The following is a 19,189-nucleotide window of genomic DNA, read 5'->3' on the forward strand; positions in this document are numbered from 1 at the left end:
AAAGAAAAAGTGTTGCTAATAAATTAACAACACTACAAATGTATACTAAAAAGCTTTATAAAAAAACAATTATTTTAAAAAAAATTATTATTTCTAATTTATTAACATTTTTTTATGAAAACATGTCTTTTACTTTTTCAAAAAATGATTTGTCTGACTTGTTAGGACTTGGCCTAAAGTTATCATTATCAGACATTTTCTCGAAAAATTGCTTTTGTTCTTTATTTAACTCTTGAGGTGTCCAAACACTAATATGTATTAAAAAATCTCCTGTTCCGTAACGCTCTATACTTGGTAAACCTTTACCTTTTAATCTTAAAATCTTACCAGACTGTGTACCTGCTTCAATCTTAATTTTTACTTTACCAGTTAATGTATCTACCTCTTTACTGGTTCCTAAAACAGCTTCAGAAAAATTGATATATAAATCAAAATGAATGTTTGTACCTTCTCTTTTTAAAGTTTCATGAGGTATTTCTTCAATTAACACCAATAAATCTCCCGAAATTGAATTTTTACCAGGAGCATCATTCCCTTTTCCTCCTACTTTTAACTGTACTCCTTCTGTAACACCAGCAGGAATATTAATAGGTACAGTTTCTTCTTTTACAATTAAACCTTGTGCATCTGCACCATTTGGTTTACTACTTATAATTTCTCCGGCACCAGAACAAGTACTACAAGTAGTTGCTGTTTGCATTCTACCTAAAATTGTATTTGTAACTCGCATTTGTTGACCAGAACCATTACAAGTTGTACAAGTTTTATATCTTACACCATCTGCTTGTACTTTTCTACGGACTTTTACTTTCTTCTCTACTCCTTTGGCAATTTCTTCTAAAGTTAATTTTACACGAATACGCATATTGCTACCTTTAACTCTTGCTTGCCTTTGGCCTCCGCCACCGCCGAAACCTCCAAAGCCGCCGCCGCCAAAGATATCTCCAAACTGACTAAAAATATCATCCATGTTCATACCTCCGCCACCAAAGCCGCCTGCGCCGCCACCTTGTGGACCATCAAAAGCTGCATGACCATATTGATCATAACGCGCTTTCTTATTTTCATCACTTAAGATTTCATAAGCTTCCGCTGCTTTTTTAAAGTTTTCTTCAGCTGTTGTATCTCCAGGGTTTTTATCTGGATGATATTTTATAGCCATTTTTCTGTATGCTTTCTTAATTTCTGCTTGAGTTGCAGATTTAGAAATTCCTAATATCTCGTAAAAGTCTTGTTTTGCCATAATTTTTCAATTATCAATTAACAACAATCAATGATCAATGGTAATTGTAAAATATTAATTGTAATTTATTTATTGTCCAATTACTACTTTTGGGTAACGAATTATCTTGTCACCTAATTTGTATCCTTTTTCTACACAATCAATAATTTTTCCTTTTAGATCTTCTGTAGGTGCTGGTATCTGAGTAATTGCTTCGTGTATTTCTGCATCAAAAGTATCACCTGCTTTGGTTTCTATTTTTGATAGCCCTTTTTGCTCTAAAGTATTATAAAGTTTGTTATAAATTAATAGAACTCCTTTTCTTAATTCTTCTGCTTCTTTATCTTCTTCTATGTGTGACAAAGCTCTTTCAAAATCATCTATAACTGGCAGTAAAGATGTCATAACTTCTTGTCCTGCTGTTTTAAATAATTCTATTCTTTCTCTAGAAGTTCTTTTTTTATAGTTTTCAAATTCTGCAAAAAGACGTAAAAACTTATCTTTTTCTACCTGAACTAATTCTTCTGCAGTAGGTTCTTCTTTTACCACTTCTTCTTCAACCTCTTGATTTTCTTCTGATTGAACAACTTCTGGCTCGTTTTTTATTTCTTCTTCTTGTATATTTTCTTTCTTACTCATTATCTTGTAATCGTTAAATTGTACTCTGTTTATTCGCAAAAACATTGCCAACAAAAAAATAGTGTCAGATTGACACTATTTTTTATCTTATTTTTAAATTTTAACATGAGCCCAATTCTCTCCGCTCTTAATTCGGTGTATTTGCATATCCGAAACTCCAAACCGCTTGGCTATCATTGTTATTCTTGTTCTCTTATTTTTTAGCTGCCTTTTAATTATCTTAACTTTTCCTTCTGAAAGTTTATAACTTGTTTTTTTATTTTTTTTAGCCTCTATAAAAACAGGATTTTTAAATTGATGCAACTCTTTTTCTCTTTTGGTTGCCCATTTTAAATTTTCTACTCTGTTATCTAATTTGTTATAATTTAAGTGAATTACAAAAACTTGTTCTTCGTTTTCTTTTTCTATAAAATGACGTGCAACTAATTTATGAACATACCTACCTGTTGTTTTACCATTTTCTTTTTGTTTTAAAGATAAAAAAACATAACCGTTAGTATAAGTCTCTTTTTTTAAATACTCTTTTTCTTTTTTTTTGCAATTTATTATTCTTCCGTAATTTGATATCTTAAACTTTTCTTTATCAGAAATTTTCTCATCAAATTCTATTTCTTTCCATTCTTCATTAAATAAATTTCTTATCATAATATTAAAGTGTTTTTAAATTATTAAAAATACTTTTCCTTAGTCAGCAATTCTTTCAATTTTTGCACCAATAGATTTTAAACGTTCTTCTATATTTTCGTATCCTCTATCAATTTGTTCTATATGATCTATAACACTTGTTCCCTTGGCAGATAAAGCAGCAATTAATAAAGAAATACCCGCTCTAATATCTGGCGAGCTCATCTTTGTTGCTTTTAATTGTGATTGATGATTATGACCAATAACTGTTGCTCTATGCGGATCACATAAAATAACTTTTGCTCCCATATCAATTAGCTTGTCAACAAAAAACAATCTACTTTCAAACATTTTTTGATGTATTAACACATTACCTTTAGCTTGTGTAGCAATTACTAATACAATACTTAATAAATCTGGCGTAAAACCTGGCCATGGTGCATCTGCCACTGTTAAAACAGAACCGTCTATATAATTTTGAATTTCATAAGATTCTTGTTCTGGGATATAAATATCGTCTCCTCTCTTTTCTAATGTAATTCCTAACTTTCTAAATACATTTGGTATTTGACCTAAGTTTTCCCAAGATACATTTTTTATAGTTAACTCAGATTGTGTCATTACGGCAACACCAATCCAAGAACCAATTTCTATCATATCTGGTAAAACGGTATGCTCACATCCACCTAAATAATCTACACCATTTATGGTTAATAAATTAGAACCTACACCTGTAATGTTTGCTCCCATAGAATTCAACATTTTACATAATTGTTGAATGTAAGGTTCGCAAGCTGCGTTATAAATAGTTGTTTTACCTGTTGCTAAAACAGCAGCCATAATAATATTTGCTGTACCTGTAACCGATGCTTCATCTAATAACATTTCTGTACCAAATAACTCTTCTGCATCTACACCGTAAAAATGTTCTTCTTTATTATAACGGAATTTAGCTCCTAATCGTATAAAACCTTCAAAATGGGTATCTAATCTTCTTCTACCAATTTTATCTCCTCCTGGTCTTGGTATATATCCTTTACCAAAACGAGCTAAAAGAGGACCAACAATCATAATAGAACCTCTTAAAGAACTACCATCCCTCTTAAAATCTGCAGATTCTAAATATTCCAAATTAATTTCGTCTGCTTGAAAAGAATAAGAGTTTTTACCTAGCTTTTCTACTTTAACACCTAATTCGCCAAGAATAAAAATTAATTTATTTACGTCTATAATATCCGGAACGTTATTTACTGTTACTTTTTCTGGTGTTAATAAAACCGCACAAAGTATTTGTAAAACTTCATTTTTTGCTCCTTGAGGAGTAATTGTTCCGTTTAATTTATGACCGCCTTCAATTTTAAATGATGCCATACACTAATATCTTTTTCTATTTTTATTTTGATTATTATGGTGCGGCTTCTTGTAATTATTCTTAGAATTATGTTGCCCTTGCGTTGTTCTTTTCTTTAGTAAACTTTTACTTTCTGAAAGTGTTTCTTCTGAGTTTCTTAAATCTAATTTACCATCAGATAAATCATATAGATGATTAAAAATAACATTATCATCTACAGTATCTTTATTCCAATTTAAGTAACATTTTTTCATGTGATTAGCAATCGTAAAAACCAAAGCTTCCTTTTTTTCACCTTCTTCCCAGCTTAAAGCAATATCAATCATTGTTTGGATATTGTTACCATAATAACGGTATCTTGATGCTGATTTAGGGTAAGGCAAACCCTCTGGTTTTTCTTGTAACTCTTCTTTAGATGGTTGTGGGTAAGGAGACTCTACGTCTAATTTAAAATCTGCCATAATGTACAATTGATCCCAAAGCTTGTGCTTAAAATCTGGTACATCACGCAAATGTGGCTGTAAATTACCCATAACATCTACAATAGCTTTTGCCATTTTATCGCGTTCTTCTTTTGTTTCTAGAGCTACGCAATGGTCTACTAATTTTTGTATATGTCTGCCGTATTCTGGAATAATCATTAACGGTCTTTCTGAATTATATTCTAAATCGAATGTCATTTATTTGTTTTTGTGAAGTGTGTTCTCAATACATTTTCCTTTCTCCTTTTTATCAAAAGAAAACACTAGAGCTAACAATTATGTTTGTAGTTATTTAACGTTGCAAAATAACGATTTATTTTTTGTTTATAAAAAATTCTTATCCAATCACTTTTAATTTAGCAAATTGTAATAATAATTTCTTCTTACCAACAGTACCAAATTTAATTTCTGCTTTTTTATTTGGTCCATTTCCTTCTAAAGCAATTACCTCTCCTGTACCAAATCTATTGTGTTCTACAATATTACCAACTACCACTTTACCGTCAAATAAATTGGTTTTTGAGGTTGCTTGCGATACTTTTTTAAGATTTTTAGGTATAATTACTTCTTTTTTCTTTATCAAATCTCGCTCCATTTTTTTGCGCTGAATCGGTTTTTGAAAACGGATTCCTTTTGGAGCATCATCAAAAATACTTTTATCAATAAAATTATTTACCGCTCTTTCTGGTCCTTTTGGCGTTAAATAGTGCAAATATTTATCGTCTATTTCTTCTAAAAACCTACTTGGTTCTGCATCTACCAATTTACCCCAACGGTAACGTGTTTGTGCATACGTTAAATAAGCTACTTTTTCTGCTCTTGTTAAGGCTACATAAAATAACCTACGTTCTTCTTCTAACTCACTTCTTGTATTCATGCTCATGGCAGAAGGAAATAAATTTTCTTCTAAACCAACAACGTATACATATAAGTATTCTAATCCTTTAGATTGATGAATAGTCATTAAAGAAACACTTGGTTTTTCATCGTCTTTTTTAGCATCAAAATCTGTTGCTAGCGCTACATCTTCTAAAAAAGTGGTTAAAGATGCATCTGCTCCTTCTTCTATTTTATCGGTAATAAAATCTTTAATTCCGTTTAAAAGTTCTTGTACATTTTCTACTTTACTAACCGCTTCTGGTGTACCGTCTTTTTCTAAATCTTTTATTAATTGCGTTTGTTTTACTACTTTTTCTGCAATTTCAAAAGCATTCTTTGTTTTACTTTCTATTTGCAAACTCAAAATCATATTCATAAAGTTCTGCAACTTATTCTTAGTTCCAGTATTTATTTTTAAATCGATTTTATCAATGTATTTTATAATATCAAAAATTGATTTTTTATAATGATTGGCTGCAATAGTAAGCTTATCTATAGTTGTTGCACCGATTCCTCTTGCCGGATAATTAATGATTCTTTTTAACGCTTCTTCATCACTTGGATTAATAAGAATACGTAAATAAGATAATAAATCTTTTATTTCTTTACGTTGATAAAAAGAGATTCCTCCGTAAATTTTATAATCAATATTTTTTTTACGTAGTGCATCTTCTATTGCTCTAGATTGTGAGTTTGTTCTGTACAACACACAAAAATCATCTGGTTTTAATTGATGATTCATTTGGTTTTCCCAAATAGATTGTGCTACAAAACGTCCTTCTTCTCCATCAGAAATAGTACGCATTACATTTATTGCTTCTCCTGCATCATTAGACGTCCAAACTTCTTTGTCTAATTTTGTTTTATTTTTTTCTATGACAGAATTTGCAGCATTTACAATATTACTTGTAGAACGGTAATTTTGCTCTAATTTAAAAGTTTTTACATCCGGATAATCTTTCTGAAAGTTTAAGATATTCTGAATATTTGCTCCCCTAAAACTATAAATACTTTGAGAATCATCACCAACCACACAAATGTTTTGAAAACGATCTGCTAATGCTTTTACAATTAGGTATTGCGAGTGATTTGTATCTTGATACTCATCTACCATAATATATCTAAAACGATCTTGGTATTTTGCTAAAGATTCTGGAAAACGAACTAATAACTCATTGGTTCTTAATAACAAATCATCAAAATCCATCGCGCCAGCTTTAAAACATCTATCTACATATTCTTTGTAAATATTACCCACTTCTGGCCTACTTGCATGTAAATCTGCTTCTTGTAAATCTGGATTGTTAAAATAAGCTCTAACCGTAATTAAACTGTTTTTAAAGGAAGAAATTCTGCCTAAAATCTGTTTTGCTTTGTACTGCTCTTTATTTAAATTCTTTTCTTTAATAATTGCAGAAATTAAACGAACAGAATCTTGAGAATCGTAAATGGTAAAGTTTGTCGGAAAACCTAATTTATCTGCTTCTGAACGTAAAATACGTGCAAAAACCGAGTGAAAAGTTCCCATCCACAAATTTTTAGCTTCACTTGCACCCACAACACCTGCAATTCTTTCTTTCATTTCTCTCGCTGCTTTGTTGGTAAATGTTAGCGATAAAATATTAAAAGAATCTACACCTTGCTGCATTAAATGTGCAATTCTGTAAGTTAGCACACGTGTTTTACCAGAACCCGCACCAGCAATAATAATCATTGGTCCATCTTTTTGTATAACTGCCTGTCTTTGTGCTTCGTTTAAAGTATTTAAATAAGTATTCAATAGATTATTTTAAAAGAATTTAAAAACGTGAAATTAGCCAAACTATTTGTTTTTATAAAAGAAGATCGTTAATTTTTATTCACAAATTACATTCTTCTTAATTCGGGTCTACGCCCGATATTTAAAAAATTCGTGCTAAGACCCGAATATTTCAAAATTCGTTCTAAAACCCGAATTTTTTGTTTTAATTAGATAAAAAAGGTATTTTTACTAAAAATTAAAAATGACAAGTATTTTAACTGGTGATATAATAAACTCTAGATCTGTTGCTTCTAAAGAATGGTTACCTTTAGTAAAAACTGCTTTTAAAACAGTTGGAGAAACACCCAAAACTTGGGAAATATATAGAGGCGATAGTTTTCAAATAGAAATTAACAAGCCAGAAAATGCGTTACTTTTTGCTATTGAATTAAAAACCATTTTAAAAAAAAATAAAAATTTAGATGTTAGAATTGCCATAGGAATTGGTTCTAAAAACGATGATTATAAAAATATTACCGAAGGAAGTGGAGAAGCTTTTATAAATAGCGGAGAAGCTTTTGACAAGTTACTTAAAAAACAAAATTTAGCTATTATTTCTCCTTGGCAAGAAATTGACAATATTTTTAATACTGCTTTTGCTATTGCTCTTTTAACCATTGATAATTGGACAGTAAATTCTGCCGATTTTGTTGCCATGTGTCTTAAAAAACCAAATACAACTCAGAAATTAATTGCCAAAGAATTAAACATTTCTGAAAGTAGCGCAAGTGAACGTAGAAAAAGAGCTGGTTTTGATGAAATTATGCAATTAGAAAAATTATACAGAGAATTAATCATCAAAAAAACAAATACATAAAGATGTTTATATTCCTTCAATTTTTATTGGCACATATTTTAGGCGATTTTGTTTTTCAACCAGAAAAATGGGTGAAAGACAAAGAAGAAAAGAAAGCAAAATCTGTAAAATTATTTTTTCATATTTGTATACACGCAGTTTTATTATTGCTAATTTTTATTTTAAACTTAAAAGAATATTGGCTTGGCATTTTATGTGTTGTAGTTTCTCATTACTTTATAGATATCTTAAAACTATATCTTCAAGAAAAGAAAACAAAAAGAGCTTGGTTTTTTATTGATCAAATTTTACATGTCTTAATTTTAATTATTACCACTTCTTTTTATGTTGATTTTCAAATATCAACAGACAAAATAATTACTGATAAAACTTTATTATTACTGATTTTTTTATTGCTAGTAATTTACGTTTCAGCAATTATCATTAAAATAATTATTACACAATGGAATCCTGAAAAGAAAAAAGAAAATGATGATTCTTTGGCTAAAGCCGGACGTTATATTGGTATTTTAGAACGTTTGTTTGTTTTTACTTTTGTAATTACCAATCATTGGGAAGGAATTGGTTTTTTATTAGCAGCAAAATCTGTTTTTAGGTTTGGTGATTTAACTTCTTCTAAAGACAGAAAATTAACCGAATATATTTTAATAGGAACATTATTAAGTTTTGGATTGGCAGTATTTTTAGGAATTCTATATTTGTATATTATAAACTTACTCTAATTTATGGAAGATCAATTAATAGAAAGTATTGCTTATATTCTACCCGCTGCCGTTACAGGTTTTGTTGCTTATTATATGTTTAATGGCTTTTTAAATCAGCAAAATTCTGATAAAAAAATGGCTCTTTTAGCGGAAAAAAGAAAAGATGCTTTACCTATTAAATTACAAGCTTACGAAAGAATGTTATTGTTTTGCGATCGTATAAATCCTGTAAAAATGCTTATTAGAGTTAAACCGATTTCTGAAGACACAAATGATTATTTACAACTTTTACTAGCTAACATAGAACAAGAATTTGAGCATAATCTGGTACAACAAATATATATTTCTAATGAAACATGGACTGCTATTGTTGCTACTAAAAACGCTATTATAAATAAATTAAAACAAGTTGCAGAAAGCTCTAACTCTGCAAATGATTTAAGAGAAAATGTTTTAATCGACTATTCTAAAATATTACCACCTACAGAAACAGCGATTTCTTTTATTAAAAATGAAGTAAGAAAAATATTATAATTCAAAAAGGCTCTTACTTAGAAAAACTACTAAGTAAGAGCCTTTTTAAAAAATATTAATTAAAATATATTTTAGAAGCACCAATAGCTACATCTTTTGTTATACTTACAGATCCACTAGAAATACTGTAGATATTTAATTTACTTGAATCAGAAAAACTAGCATCTAGAGTATATAAGTTATCTCCTTCAACTTCTAGACCATATAAAAACCCTTCAGTTTCCACAATACTTGTGCTAGATAAACTTGTTGCAGATTCATTAATAACATAAACACTGTTACCAATATTATAATAAATAGCTCCGTTTTCAAATACCATTAAAGAAGGTTGTTCTCCTTCTGCAAAAACCAACTCATTAGTAATTTCTAATGAGGTAATATCAATCATAGAAATACTAGCTAAAGTAGTACCAATTACACTCCAATCAGTATCATAAATAGTTCTTCCAGAGGATAAAACAACTAACTCTCCTAAATTATTAAAAAATAACTCATCTGGATTGTCTTTAACAGTTATTTCAATAACTTCTTCAGAATCGATATCAATAACAGAAATAACATTATTAGTAGTATATGCACCTTTATGAGAAACATATAATTTACCATTATTTTCTATAATTCGTTCTGGTCCATTACCTACAGAAATAGTACTCTCTACTTCATAAGTTTCTAAATTTACAACCGCTATAAAATCATCTGTATCACTTGAGGTAGAACCCCAGTTTGTAACGTAACCTTTATTACCCACAACAGCAATAAATCTTGGTAAAATTAAACCTGTATTAATAGACCCTAACTTTTCAAAAGTATACCTATCTGCTACTGTAACTGTATTTTGGTTATCTACAACAATGTAAGCATTATCATTATCAAAAGTCATTGATTGTAAAAAAGTACCTAACTCTTCATTATTTACGGTTTTGTAAATAAGATTTTCTGATGTAACAAAATCATCAGAAACAAAAGAGATAGAACCTGTACCTGCTCCACTACCTTCTCCTGAAATTAAAACTCCGTTTTCGTAATCTCCTTTAGGTAAATCTACCGAATCCTTTTCGCAGGATGCAAAAAGAATTGTTGCTAATAATAAAAGTGAAAGTAATTTGTTAATTTTCATTTTTTTTTAAAATTTATAGTTTATGTTTAATTTGAAATTCCTATTTGGCATTGGTCTTCTAGGTTGTGTAACATACAATTCGTTAAAAATGTTATTTACTCTGAAACCAATAGATATTTGTTTTTCTTTATAATTATATATCTTATAATAACTACCAATATTGGCTACGTAAAAACTAGGCACAATAAAATCTTTAGAATTGCTTTCTGTTGTAAATGTTTTCCCTGTAAATAATTGCTCGTAAAAAAAGCCATATTTTTTATAACGATAAGACAAGTTGTTGTTCAATAAATGTTTTGGCACAAAAATTAAATAGGTTTGTGTTTCTTTATTTTTTGCTTCTGTATAACCATAAGTTAAGTTAAAGTCTACAAAATGATTTTTAAAATTTTCTTTAAAATTTAAAGCAACCTCTATTCCTTTATTTTCTGTATTTGTTAAGTTAATAGGCGTCCAAATACCTGGTCTCTCTGGATCTCCATTTGGTGTCCAAACAATCTTATTTTCAGCATTAATATAAAACACAGACATATCTATACTTAATATATTATTCTTAAAAACAACCCCAAACTCTCCTTGTAAAGCTATTTCTGGTATCAGGTCTGTATTACCTTGACCTGGCCAATACAAATCATTATAAGTAGGTACTCTGTAATTTTTAGATGCGTTAGCCCTAACAAATAAATTATTAATTTTTTTAGATTTTATACCAAGTGCAAAGCTTAAAGGCACTTTATAATCTGAATTAAAATCTTTTCTAATTTTAGCATCAAAAAAAACAGCATTTGCTAAATTTTGATTATAAAGTATGGATTGAGAAAATTGTCTTCTATTTTTTTCTAAAATTTGATCCGTTTTACCAAAAATTGATTCATATTCTGAATATGAAGTAACTACTGCTTTTAATTCTTGTAATTGATATGAAAATGAGTAGTTTGTAATGTATCTTTTGCTTTTACCAAAATTAAATTCTGTTGAATTTTTATCTTCAAAATACTGATATTCTTGTGTTAAAAATCCGAATTTTAATTCGTGTGATATTTTTTTATCATCATAAGTATAGACTAATAAATTTCTATTATTATAATCCTTATACTTTTCGTTTGCAGAAGTTGGGTTTGGTAATTCTCCAGAAAAAAATCTTTCTGCAGCATAACTTGTACTGTAAAATTTTATTTGAGATAAAGTAGAAAATCTATGTCCCAAACTTACATTAATATTTAGATTTTTGTAAGCTCCATTAAAATTCTTGTAATCTGTACCTAATAATTTATAATCATTTTGAGATTGGTTGTAAGAAAACCCTATTTTTAATGAAAAATTATCAGCATACATTTTAAATTTATGTAAAGCATTAAAAGTATCAAAACTACCTAAAGATGCTATAAATTGATTACTAATTGTTTTTTTAGGTTGATATTTTAATTCATCATTTAAATGAATAGTTCCACCAATTGCACCAGAGCCATATTCTATACTTCCACCTCCACTTCTAATAGAAATTTGATCGAATAAACTAACCGTTAACGAATTAAAACCTGTTTGCCCATTATTAATTGAGTTAATATTTATACCATTCCACACTACTGCTGTGTTAGATGCACTTGTTCCTCTAAAACTAGCTGTACTTGTACCTCCTGCACCATATTCTTTTAAGTAAATTGGAGAATTAAAACGTAAAAGAGAAGTAAATGATTCTGTATTTTTTAGTAAAATAGAATCGTTTAAGGTAGTAATTTTATAGCCTTTAGAATTTTTAGCTATTCTTTTATCAGCAACAACAATAACTTCATCTAAAATATTTTTAATAGAGTCGTTCTGTGATAAAATAGAATTTGTTACAATAAAGAATATTGCAAATAATATGAGTCTTTTCATGTTTACGTTAACTTTTATCCCGAAAGTTTTAATTGTTAAAAATACAGGCAGGTCTCCTGGCTTGCGTCTTGTAATTGGTCTTCCCATTTTTATTCTAATTTATTTTAGAAATACAAACAGTGACATTAAATAATTACAAGCTTTGTAGCTTACAGTTGCGGGAACAGCTTCGGTTTTTAACCGAATTCCCTTTTAATTTATCCTAAAAGAATAAAACCTTAATTTTTGGCAAAAATAGATTATTATTTATGATAATCAACAAATAATAATTAATTATAATTTAAGAATTTACGACTTAATTTTTCTGAAATCTCAAAATGCTCTGGATGAATCATTTTTGCTAAACATTCTATCCCGTTTACTAAAGTTCCTGCAGAAGATTGGGTAAACATATCAAAATCTGCAATAAAAACTTGCTTGTTTTTTACTGCTTTTAATGATTTCCATTCTGGTTTATTTTCTAAGAATTGCATATCTTCTTTTGTTCTTGCAACATTGTAACCACAAGGTGCAATGATTAATACCTCTGGATTGTATTTTACAATTTTATCCCAAGGTATTACAATACTATCTCCAGAAGGATGTGATAATAAATCGATACCACCAGCATACCCAATTTGATGAGGAATCCAATGCCCGCAATTAAATAAAGGATCTATCCATTCTAAAAGTAAGACACTTTTAGTCTGAATTCTTTTGGCTCTTTGAGTATCTATAATAGCATAAATTCTTTCTTTTAATTGCTGCACATACTCCAAACCAATTTCTTTTTTTTCTAGAGCAGTTGCAATAGTTATGGCATTATCAAAAACATCTTCTAAAGAATTTGGTGTAATAGAAATTAATTCGGGTATTTTTGGTAATTTATATGCAGATGTTGCTACGCATGCAGTATCTATTTGACAAACATCACAAACATCTTGTGTAAAAATAATATCTGGTGCAACGCTGTTTAAGACAGGCTCATCTACGTAATATAAAGTACCTCCTTCTTTCTTTGTTTTAGAAAAAATAGCATTTATTTCTTCGCTTGTTAATTTTTGCCCCTCTAATTTATATCTAACAGCAACTTGTTTTTCTTCTAATGCAATTTTAGGACATTCAAAAGTAATTCCGTTTAAATATTTTTGTAAACCCATATCGTAAATCATTTGAGTTACTGCAGGCATAAAAGAAGAAACTATCATTTATATTTTATTTTTTTACTTACAAATTTACATCCTTTTTAAGGATATTTTTACTTTTCTAAAAATGTTTCTAAGCGTAGAAATTAAAATATTTTGATTATTAAAAATATTTTTTCTTAAAATTATAACCTTAAAAAAAAAAATCTTAAATAGCTTTACATCATCTAAAACTGTAAAATTCTTAGTTAAGAATTAATCAAAAAATATTTTTAAAAACACCGATTTTTTGTCAGAAGTTTACACGAATCATTCATAATATTCCATAAAAAATTTATTGCTTTAAAATGAGACATCTTTTATCAATCCTAATTATTTGTTATAGTTTTATTTCTTGTAAAGAAAAAAAAAGTAAAACAATTTTAAATAAAAACACCAAAAGCACCGTAGAATATGCCAAAGGTTTTGATATCATTACAGATGGTAATCAAAAAAAGTTAATTATTAAGAGGCCATATCAAAATGCCAAAAAAAACTATACTTATATTTTAAGTAACAAAACAGACATTAACAAAAACACCCTTAAAGTTCCTGTAAATAGTATTGTTGTAACAAGCACAACACATATATCTATGCTAGAGCAAATTAATGCGGAAAAATATCTAGTAGGTTTCCCTAAAACAAAATTTATTTCGTCTAAAAAAACAAGAAAGCTTATAAACCAAGATAAAATAACCGAACTTGGTAACGAACAGACAATTAATACAGAAAAATTATTAGAATTGGCTCCAGAATTAGTAATCGGTTTTGGTTTAAATGATAGCAATAAAGCTTATAAAGCAATTGCTAACAACGGAATACCCGTAATTTACAATGGAGATTGGCTAGAAGAAACACCACTTGGGCGTGCTGAATGGATTAAGTTTTTTGGAGTTTTATTTAACAAAGAAAAAGAAGCCGATAGTATTTTTAATGTAATAAAAAACAATTATCTATCTGTAAAAAAAATGGCTTCTACAGCCAAAACAAAACCTACAATTATGTCTGGTAGTCTTTTTAAAGATATATGGTATGCACCTGCTGGTAAAAGTTTTATTGCCAGTTATTTTAATGATGCCAACACTAATTATTTATGGCTAAACACAAAAGGAGCCGCAAGTTTAAATCTAAGTATAGAAAGTGTCTTAGACAAAGCTGTTAATGCAGATTATTGGATAGGTTGTGGTTTATATGAAACTAAAGAAAACATGTTAAACTCTAATCAATATTACAGTTCTTTTAATTCTTTTAAAGAAAATAATGTGTATACATACGCTGCTGATAAAGGAGAAACTGGAGGAATCATTTATTTTGAAACATCTCCTACAAGACCAGATTTAGTTTTAAAAGATATTATTAAAATTACACATCCAACTATATTGCCTAATTACAAATTAACATTCTTTAAAAAATTAGGTAACTAAAACTGTTGGTTCTTTTTATAAAAACTACCAAATACTTTTTTTGTTGACAAAACAAACTAATCAAAACCAATAGAATCACTTACAAATTCAATATATTTATCGCTTAATTAATTTTACAGATGAGAATAGAGAATGATTTAAAATTAGGTTTTAAAGACGTTATGATTCGCCCAAAACGTTCTACATTAAAATCGCGATCGCAAGTTAATTTAGAAAGAGAATTTACTTTTTTACATAGTGATGTAGTTTGGAAAGGAATACCAATAATGGCCGCTAATATGGATACTGTTGGTACTTTTGAAATGGCAAAAGCAATTGCAAAACACGGTCTTTTTACCGCAATACATAAACATTATTCTATTGAAGAATGGAGAGATTTTGCCAACAATACAGACCAAAAAACATTAAATAATATTGCTGTAAGTACCGGAACAGGAAAAGAAGATTCTGAAAAAGTAAAGCAAATTTTAGAAGAATTTCCGCAAATAAATTTTATTTGTATTGATGTTGCCAACGGATATTCTGAACATTTTGTAAATTTTGTACAGAAAATGCGTAAAAATCATCCTAACAAAATAATTATTGCTGGTAATGTTGTTACTGGAGAAATGGTTGAAGAATTATTACTAGCTGGCGCTGATATTATTAAAGTTGGTATTGGGCCTGGTTCTGTTTGTACAACGCGTGTAAAAACAGGTGTTGGCTATCCGCAACTGTCTGCAATTATAGAATGTGCAGATGCTGCTCACGGAATGGGCGGACAAATAATTTCTGATGGTGGTTGTAAAATTCCTGGTGATATTGCTAAAGCTTTTGGTGGTAGTGCCGATTTTGTAATGTTAGGCGGAATGTTAGCTGGACACGAAGAAAGCGGAGGAGAATTGATTGAAGAAAATGGAGAAAAGTTTAAAGCTTTTTACGGTATGAGTTCTGAAACTGCCATGAACAAACATGCTGGTGGGGTTGCTAATTATAGAGCTTCTGAAGGAAAAACAGTAAAAGTGCCTTTTAAAGGAAATGTAGACAATACAATTATTGATATTTTAGGCGGTATTAGATCTACATGTACTTATGTTGGTGCAAGCAGATTAAAAGAATTAACTAAAAGAACCACTTTTATTAGAGTTCAAGAACAAGAAAACCAAGTTTATTCTTAATGAAGAAATTACAAATAATTTCCGTAATTACATTTTTATTATTTACCGTTTCTTGTAAAAAGGAAACGGTAAAAACTACTAAAAAAACAAAACCCGAAAGTGCTATTAAATATGCAAAAGGTTTTGATATTGTTGATGAAAATGGAGTTAAAAAACTTATAATTAAATCTGCTTATCAAAATTCTGATAAAGTTTTTGAATACATTATTAAAAGAAAAACAGATGCTAAAATAAGAGAGTTTAATACTTCTATGATTTCTACACCTATTGAAAAAATAGTAGTTACCTCAACAACACACATACCAATGGTAGAGTTGTTAAATAAAGAAACTTCTATTGTTGGTTTTCCTTATGCTAAATATGTATCATCAGAAAAAACAAGAGCTTTAATTGATACAGGAAAAATAATAGAAATAGGAAAAGAAAGTTCTTTAAATACAGAAATATTACTCGATTTACAACCAGAATTGGTTGTTGGTTATAGTGTTTCTTCTGCAGATAAATCTTTAACCACTATAAAAAAAGCGGGTATTAATGTTATTTATAATGGAGATTGGTTAGAAGAAACTCCATTAGGAAGAGCAGAATGGATTAAATTTTTTGGTGTTTTATTTGATAAAGAAAAACAAGCCGATAGTATTTTTAAAACTATTGAATCAAATTATTTAGAAGCTAAAAATATTGCTTTAAAATCTACAAAAAAACCAACTGTTTTATCTGGTGCAATTATGAGTAAAGATATTTGGAACTTACCTGCCGGAGAAAGTTTTGTTGCTACTTTTTTAAAAGATGCTAACGTTAATTATTTGTGGCAAGAAACAAAAGGAAAAGGAAGTTTGTCTTTAAGTTTTGAGAGTGTTTTTGATAAAGGAAAAGATGCTGATTTTTGGATTGCTCCTGGTTATTTTTCTTCTAAAGAACAACTTTTACAAAGCAATCAATTATATGAAAAATTTGATTCTTTTAAAACGGATAACATCTACACTCCATCAACTAAAAAAGGAAAAACAGGCGGTGTTATTTATTATGAATTGGCTACAACAAGACCAGATTTGGTTTTAAAGGATATTATTAAAATTACAAATCCAGAATTACTACCAAACTACGAATTTACTTTTTTTGAAAAAATGAAATAAAAAAAAGCCTTCAGTTAATTTATAAAAAATAACTGAAGGTAAATAAAAGTTGGGGGAAGGCATACAAAATGTATACGCTCTCCAAAAATAGCCATAAACCCATAAAAACAAAGTATATAGACGGGTAGTTTAAGGGTAGTTTGAGGGTGGTTTTTTTAAATTTTAAAAGTTAGAGCCTCTTTTCTACTTTTAATCTCTAATTTTTCATAAATATTTTTAATATGAAATTTAACAGTATTTATAGATATATTTAAATCGCTTGCAATTTCTTTATTAGATTTAGCTAGTACAATTAAATCAAAAATCTCCTTTTCTCTTTTACTTAACTCTGTTAAATTTTGCTCTTTGTTTGACTGATTATCATTAGTAGATTTTGCTAATTCTTTAGAGTAATTTATAATTTCATTTTTCATGAATTTGTTTTCATTAATCAAAACATTCATTCTATATAAAACAGCAAAAGAAAGCGTTATCATCTCTACAAAAGCACCTATTTTTATACTTAAAGAATCTACATTTATAATTGACAAACCTAAAAATTTTAAGACAAAATAATCAATTGCTGAAAACAATATAATAGCATCTGCAATTACTAAAATTTTAGTGTAAAAATTTTTATTAAATAATATTATACCGCAAACCCAATAAATAGTCACCAATGAAAAAACAAGAATATTTAAAATTAATAGATTATAATAATTAGTACAAACTAAAAATAGAATAGCAAAAACAAGAATGCAAAATCCTAAAAATTTTGTGTATTTTTTAAGGTTAGGAAAATAAGTATCAATAAACAAATAGCTTACAGCAAACTTAGATGAAAAGTAAGCCATTGACACATAATTAATAACCATAATTAACTCGTTTAAATACCCCGTAATATTGTAGTAATTAAGCATCCCATCCATCGTAAATATTCCAAAACACAATGTAAATTGAAAAAACGCATAGTAACAGAAGACCTTATCTTTAAATAAAAAGTAGTAAATAAAGTTTAAAAATATTATTAAAATAGAAAAACCGTAGTAAAACCCATTGATTAATAGTGAGTTTGTTTCCTCAAAAATAATATCCTCTAAACTATTAAGCTCTACAGGAATATAAGAATGAAACTTTGGTTTCACTCTTATGTAAAAATCATTATCTCTAGAAAATTTATAGCTTAAATATCTTTGATTTGGTATTTTCTCTAATTTAATAGTATCAATATAAGCGTCTGCAAAATAATATCTATCATACACCATCTTAAAAATATATTTTAATGATGTTTTATAAGCTGGCACTTTAAACCAATAAGCTACCTCATTATTACCATACCCTTCTTTAATTTCTTTTTCTAGTAATAAAAAATTTTCCTTTTTTACTTCATTTAATGAGAGGGTACCTTTTATATCTTGGTAATAATAAATTTCTTCTTGCGAAAACGCAGTTATACCTAAAAAGATAAATAGTAGAAAAAAAACAAATTTCATTAATAAAATTATTTATAAAGTATATTCTACTTTTTTAGGTGAAGATTCTGTTGAAAGAATATTATTGCTGTTGTTGCTGTTGTTGCTGATAATTGGTTGAAAACTCAAAAGCTGCTGTTGCATGAATTTTAGTGGTATCAAAAACAGGTATAGAAACATCTTTTTGTTTTATTAATAAAGGAATTTCTGTGCAACCTAAGATAACACCTTCCGCCCCTTTTTTAATTAATTTTTCTATTATTGTCAGGTATTTTTCTTTAGATATTTCATTTATAACACCAGAGGCAAGTTCGTTATAAATTACGTTATGAATAAGTTCTCTATCTTCCTCTTCCGGAATAACAGCTTCAATATTAAAAGATTTTAAAACATCAATAAAAAAATCTTTTTCCATAGTATATTTAGTACCTAATAAAGCAACCTTACTCAGCTTTCTCTCAATTATTTTTTTGGATGTAGCTTCTGCAATATGAATTACAGGAATTTTTACTGCTTTTCTAACAGCATCTATACACAAATGTATTGTATTGGCACAAATTATAATACAAGTTGCGCCAGCATCTTGTAGGTTTTTACCTGTTTTTGCCATTAATTCATCTAACAAATCCCATCTGTTTTCTTTTTGAAGTTGTGATATTTTACCAAAATCAAAAGAATTAATAACAACTTCTGCAGAGTGTGTTTTACCTAAATTATCTGCATTTAGTCGATTTAAAATTCTATAATATAAAACTGTTGATTCTGGTGTTATTCCGCCAATTAAACCTATCTTTTTCATAAACTATAAGA

At 28.5% G+C, this 19,189-nt stretch carries 17 protein-coding genes and 1 riboswitch; of the genes, 6 read left to right on the forward strand and 11 right to left on the reverse strand.

Going from position 1 to position 19,189, the window contains the following annotated elements:
• Nucleotides 1–112: 112 nt before the first annotated feature.
• The 6 genes from dnaJ to KI686_RS08705 form a co-directional block, all read right to left on the reverse strand.
• Nucleotides 113–1,243: a molecular chaperone DnaJ gene (gene dnaJ / locus KI686_RS08680; protein ID WP_237588882.1), complete on the reverse strand. Its 1,131-nt coding sequence runs from the start codon at nt 1,241–1,243 to the stop codon at nt 113–115.
• A gap of 69 nt (nt 1,244–1,312) precedes the next feature.
• A complete protein-coding gene (locus KI686_RS08685) occupies nt 1,313–1,861 on the reverse strand; it encodes a nucleotide exchange factor GrpE (RefSeq protein WP_237588883.1) in 549 nt (182 codons plus the stop codon).
• 93 nt (nt 1,862–1,954) lie between these two features.
• Nucleotides 1,955–2,506: an NUMOD4 domain-containing protein gene (locus KI686_RS08690; RefSeq protein WP_237588884.1), complete on the reverse strand. Its 552-nt coding sequence runs from the start codon at nt 2,504–2,506 to the stop codon at nt 1,955–1,957.
• 39 nt (nt 2,507–2,545) lie between these two features.
• A complete protein-coding gene (gene murA, locus KI686_RS08695) occupies nt 2,546–3,856 on the reverse strand; it encodes a UDP-N-acetylglucosamine 1-carboxyvinyltransferase (RefSeq protein WP_237588885.1) in 1,311 nt (436 codons plus the stop codon).
• A gap of 3 nt (nt 3,857–3,859) precedes the next feature.
• Complete coding sequence (locus KI686_RS08700; protein WP_237588886.1) at nt 3,860–4,516, reverse strand: DUF4290 domain-containing protein; 657 nt, start codon at nt 4,514–4,516, stop codon at nt 3,860–3,862.
• A 139-nt stretch (nt 4,517–4,655) separates the two neighbouring features.
• On the reverse strand, nt 4,656–6,977 hold the full coding sequence (locus tag KI686_RS08705) for an ATP-dependent helicase (protein WP_237588887.1): 2,322 nt from the start codon (nt 6,975–6,977) through the stop codon (nt 4,656–4,658).
• A 223-nt stretch (nt 6,978–7,200) separates the two neighbouring features.
• Between KI686_RS08705 and KI686_RS08710 the strand changes: the two genes are divergently transcribed.
• From KI686_RS08710 to KI686_RS08720, 3 genes are read left to right on the forward strand one after another with little or no spacing between them, the layout of a single operon-like run.
• Nucleotides 7,201–7,815 carry a SatD family protein gene (locus tag KI686_RS08710; protein WP_237588888.1) on the forward strand — a complete coding sequence of 205 codons (615 nt, stop codon included), beginning with the start codon at nt 7,201–7,203 and terminating at the stop codon, nt 7,813–7,815.
• 2 nt (nt 7,816–7,817) lie between these two features.
• Nucleotides 7,818–8,537 carry a DUF3307 domain-containing protein gene (locus KI686_RS08715; RefSeq protein ID WP_237588889.1) on the forward strand — a complete coding sequence of 240 codons (720 nt, stop codon included), beginning with the start codon at nt 7,818–7,820 and terminating at the stop codon, nt 8,535–8,537.
• A gap of 3 nt (nt 8,538–8,540) precedes the next feature.
• Nucleotides 8,541–9,053 carry a DUF7935 family protein gene (locus KI686_RS08720; RefSeq protein WP_237588890.1) on the forward strand — a complete coding sequence of 171 codons (513 nt, stop codon included), beginning with the start codon at nt 8,541–8,543 and terminating at the stop codon, nt 9,051–9,053.
• A 55-nt stretch (nt 9,054–9,108) separates the two neighbouring features.
• Here KI686_RS08720 and KI686_RS08725 read toward each other — a convergent pair whose 3' ends face one another.
• The 3 genes from KI686_RS08725 to KI686_RS08735 form a co-directional block, all read right to left on the reverse strand.
• Nucleotides 9,109–10,170, reverse strand: coding sequence for a YncE family protein (locus KI686_RS08725; RefSeq protein ID WP_237588891.1), 1,062 nt, complete (start codon nt 10,168–10,170; stop codon nt 9,109–9,111).
• Nucleotides 10,171–10,176: 6 nt separating this feature from the next.
• Nucleotides 10,177–12,048, reverse strand: a complete 1,872-nt coding sequence (locus tag KI686_RS08730; protein WP_237588892.1) for a TonB-dependent receptor plug domain-containing protein — start codon at nt 12,046–12,048, stop codon at nt 10,177–10,179.
• A gap of 29 nt (nt 12,049–12,077) precedes the next feature.
• Nucleotides 12,078–12,284: riboswitch (cobalamin riboswitch) on the reverse strand.
• Between the two features lie 33 nt (nt 12,285–12,317).
• The gene (locus KI686_RS08735; protein ID WP_237588893.1) at nt 12,318–13,235 is read right to left on the reverse strand and encodes an ABC transporter substrate-binding protein; all 918 of its coding nucleotides are present in this window, start codon (nt 13,233–13,235) and stop codon (nt 12,318–12,320) included.
• Nucleotides 13,236–13,519: 284 nt separating this feature from the next.
• Here KI686_RS08735 and KI686_RS08740 point away from each other — a divergent pair, with 284 nt between their 5' ends.
• The 3 genes from KI686_RS08740 to KI686_RS08750 all read left to right on the forward strand — a co-directional run bounded on the left by KI686_RS08740 (nt 13,520) and on the right by KI686_RS08750 (nt 16,928).
• The gene (locus tag KI686_RS08740; RefSeq protein ID WP_237588894.1) at nt 13,520–14,635 is read left to right on the forward strand and encodes an ABC transporter substrate-binding protein; all 1,116 of its coding nucleotides are present in this window, start codon (nt 13,520–13,522) and stop codon (nt 14,633–14,635) included.
• A 119-nt stretch (nt 14,636–14,754) separates the two neighbouring features.
• The gene (locus KI686_RS08745) at nt 14,755–15,792 is read left to right on the forward strand and encodes a GMP reductase (RefSeq protein ID WP_237588895.1); all 1,038 of its coding nucleotides are present in this window, start codon (nt 14,755–14,757) and stop codon (nt 15,790–15,792) included.
• Entirely contained in the window at nt 15,792–16,928 is a 1,137-nt protein-coding gene (locus KI686_RS08750) for an ABC transporter substrate-binding protein (RefSeq protein ID WP_237588896.1), read from the forward strand. The genes KI686_RS08745 and KI686_RS08750 overlap by 1 nt, the downstream gene beginning before the upstream one ends.
• A 155-nt stretch (nt 16,929–17,083) precedes the next feature.
• Here the strand turns inward: KI686_RS08750 and KI686_RS16830 are convergent, their stop codons facing one another.
• On the reverse strand, nt 17,084–18,400 hold the full coding sequence (locus tag KI686_RS16830) for a LuxR C-terminal-related transcriptional regulator (protein ID WP_306665751.1): 1,317 nt from the start codon (nt 18,398–18,400) through the stop codon (nt 17,084–17,086).
• A gap of 61 nt (nt 18,401–18,461) precedes the next feature.
• Entirely contained in the window at nt 18,462–19,178 is a 717-nt protein-coding gene (locus tag KI686_RS08765; protein WP_237588897.1) for an aspartate/glutamate racemase family protein, read from the reverse strand.
• Nucleotides 19,179–19,189: the final 11 nt, after the last annotated feature.

The sequence above is a fragment of the Polaribacter sargassicola genome, from assembly GCF_021991835.1.
GTDB lineage: Bacteria > Bacteroidota > Bacteroidia > Flavobacteriales > Flavobacteriaceae > Polaribacter > Polaribacter sargassicola.

Bases quoted from the DNA above. Each gene is read 5' to 3' on its own strand.
- KI686_RS08720 (WP_237588890.1), top strand. From the start codon at position 8,541: ATGGAAGATCAATTAATAGAAAGTATTGCTTATATTCTACCCGCTGCC.
- KI686_RS16830 (WP_306665751.1), bottom strand. From the start codon at position 18,400: ATGAAATTTGTTTTTTTTCTACTATTTATCTTTTTAGGTATAACTGCG.
- dnaJ (WP_237588882.1), bottom strand. From the start codon at position 1,243: ATGGCAAAACAAGACTTTTACGAGATATTAGGAATTTCTAAATCTGCA.
- KI686_RS08735 (WP_237588893.1), bottom strand. From the start codon at position 13,235: ATGATAGTTTCTTCTTTTATGCCTGCAGTAACTCAAATGATTTACGAT.
- KI686_RS08750 (WP_237588896.1), top strand. From the start codon at position 15,792: ATGAAGAAATTACAAATAATTTCCGTAATTACATTTTTATTATTTACC.
- KI686_RS08740 (WP_237588894.1), top strand. From the start codon at position 13,520: ATGAGACATCTTTTATCAATCCTAATTATTTGTTATAGTTTTATTTCT.
- KI686_RS08700 (WP_237588886.1), bottom strand. From the start codon at position 4,516: ATGACATTCGATTTAGAATATAATTCAGAAAGACCGTTAATGATTATT.
- murA (WP_237588885.1), bottom strand. From the start codon at position 3,856: ATGGCATCATTTAAAATTGAAGGCGGTCATAAATTAAACGGAACAATT.
- KI686_RS08690 (WP_237588884.1), bottom strand. From the start codon at position 2,506: ATGATAAGAAATTTATTTAATGAAGAATGGAAAGAAATAGAATTTGAT.
- KI686_RS08745 (WP_237588895.1), top strand. From the start codon at position 14,755: ATGAGAATAGAGAATGATTTAAAATTAGGTTTTAAAGACGTTATGATT.
- KI686_RS08730 (WP_237588892.1), bottom strand. From the start codon at position 12,048: ATGAAAAGACTCATATTATTTGCAATATTCTTTATTGTAACAAATTCT.
- KI686_RS08765 (WP_237588897.1), bottom strand. From the start codon at position 19,178: ATGAAAAAGATAGGTTTAATTGGCGGAATAACACCAGAATCAACAGTT.
- KI686_RS08685 (WP_237588883.1), bottom strand. From the start codon at position 1,861: ATGAGTAAGAAAGAAAATATACAAGAAGAAGAAATAAAAAACGAGCCA.
- KI686_RS08710 (WP_237588888.1), top strand. From the start codon at position 7,201: ATGACAAGTATTTTAACTGGTGATATAATAAACTCTAGATCTGTTGCT.
- KI686_RS08725 (WP_237588891.1), bottom strand. From the start codon at position 10,170: ATGAAAATTAACAAATTACTTTCACTTTTATTATTAGCAACAATTCTT.
- KI686_RS08715 (WP_237588889.1), top strand. From the start codon at position 7,818: ATGTTTATATTCCTTCAATTTTTATTGGCACATATTTTAGGCGATTTT.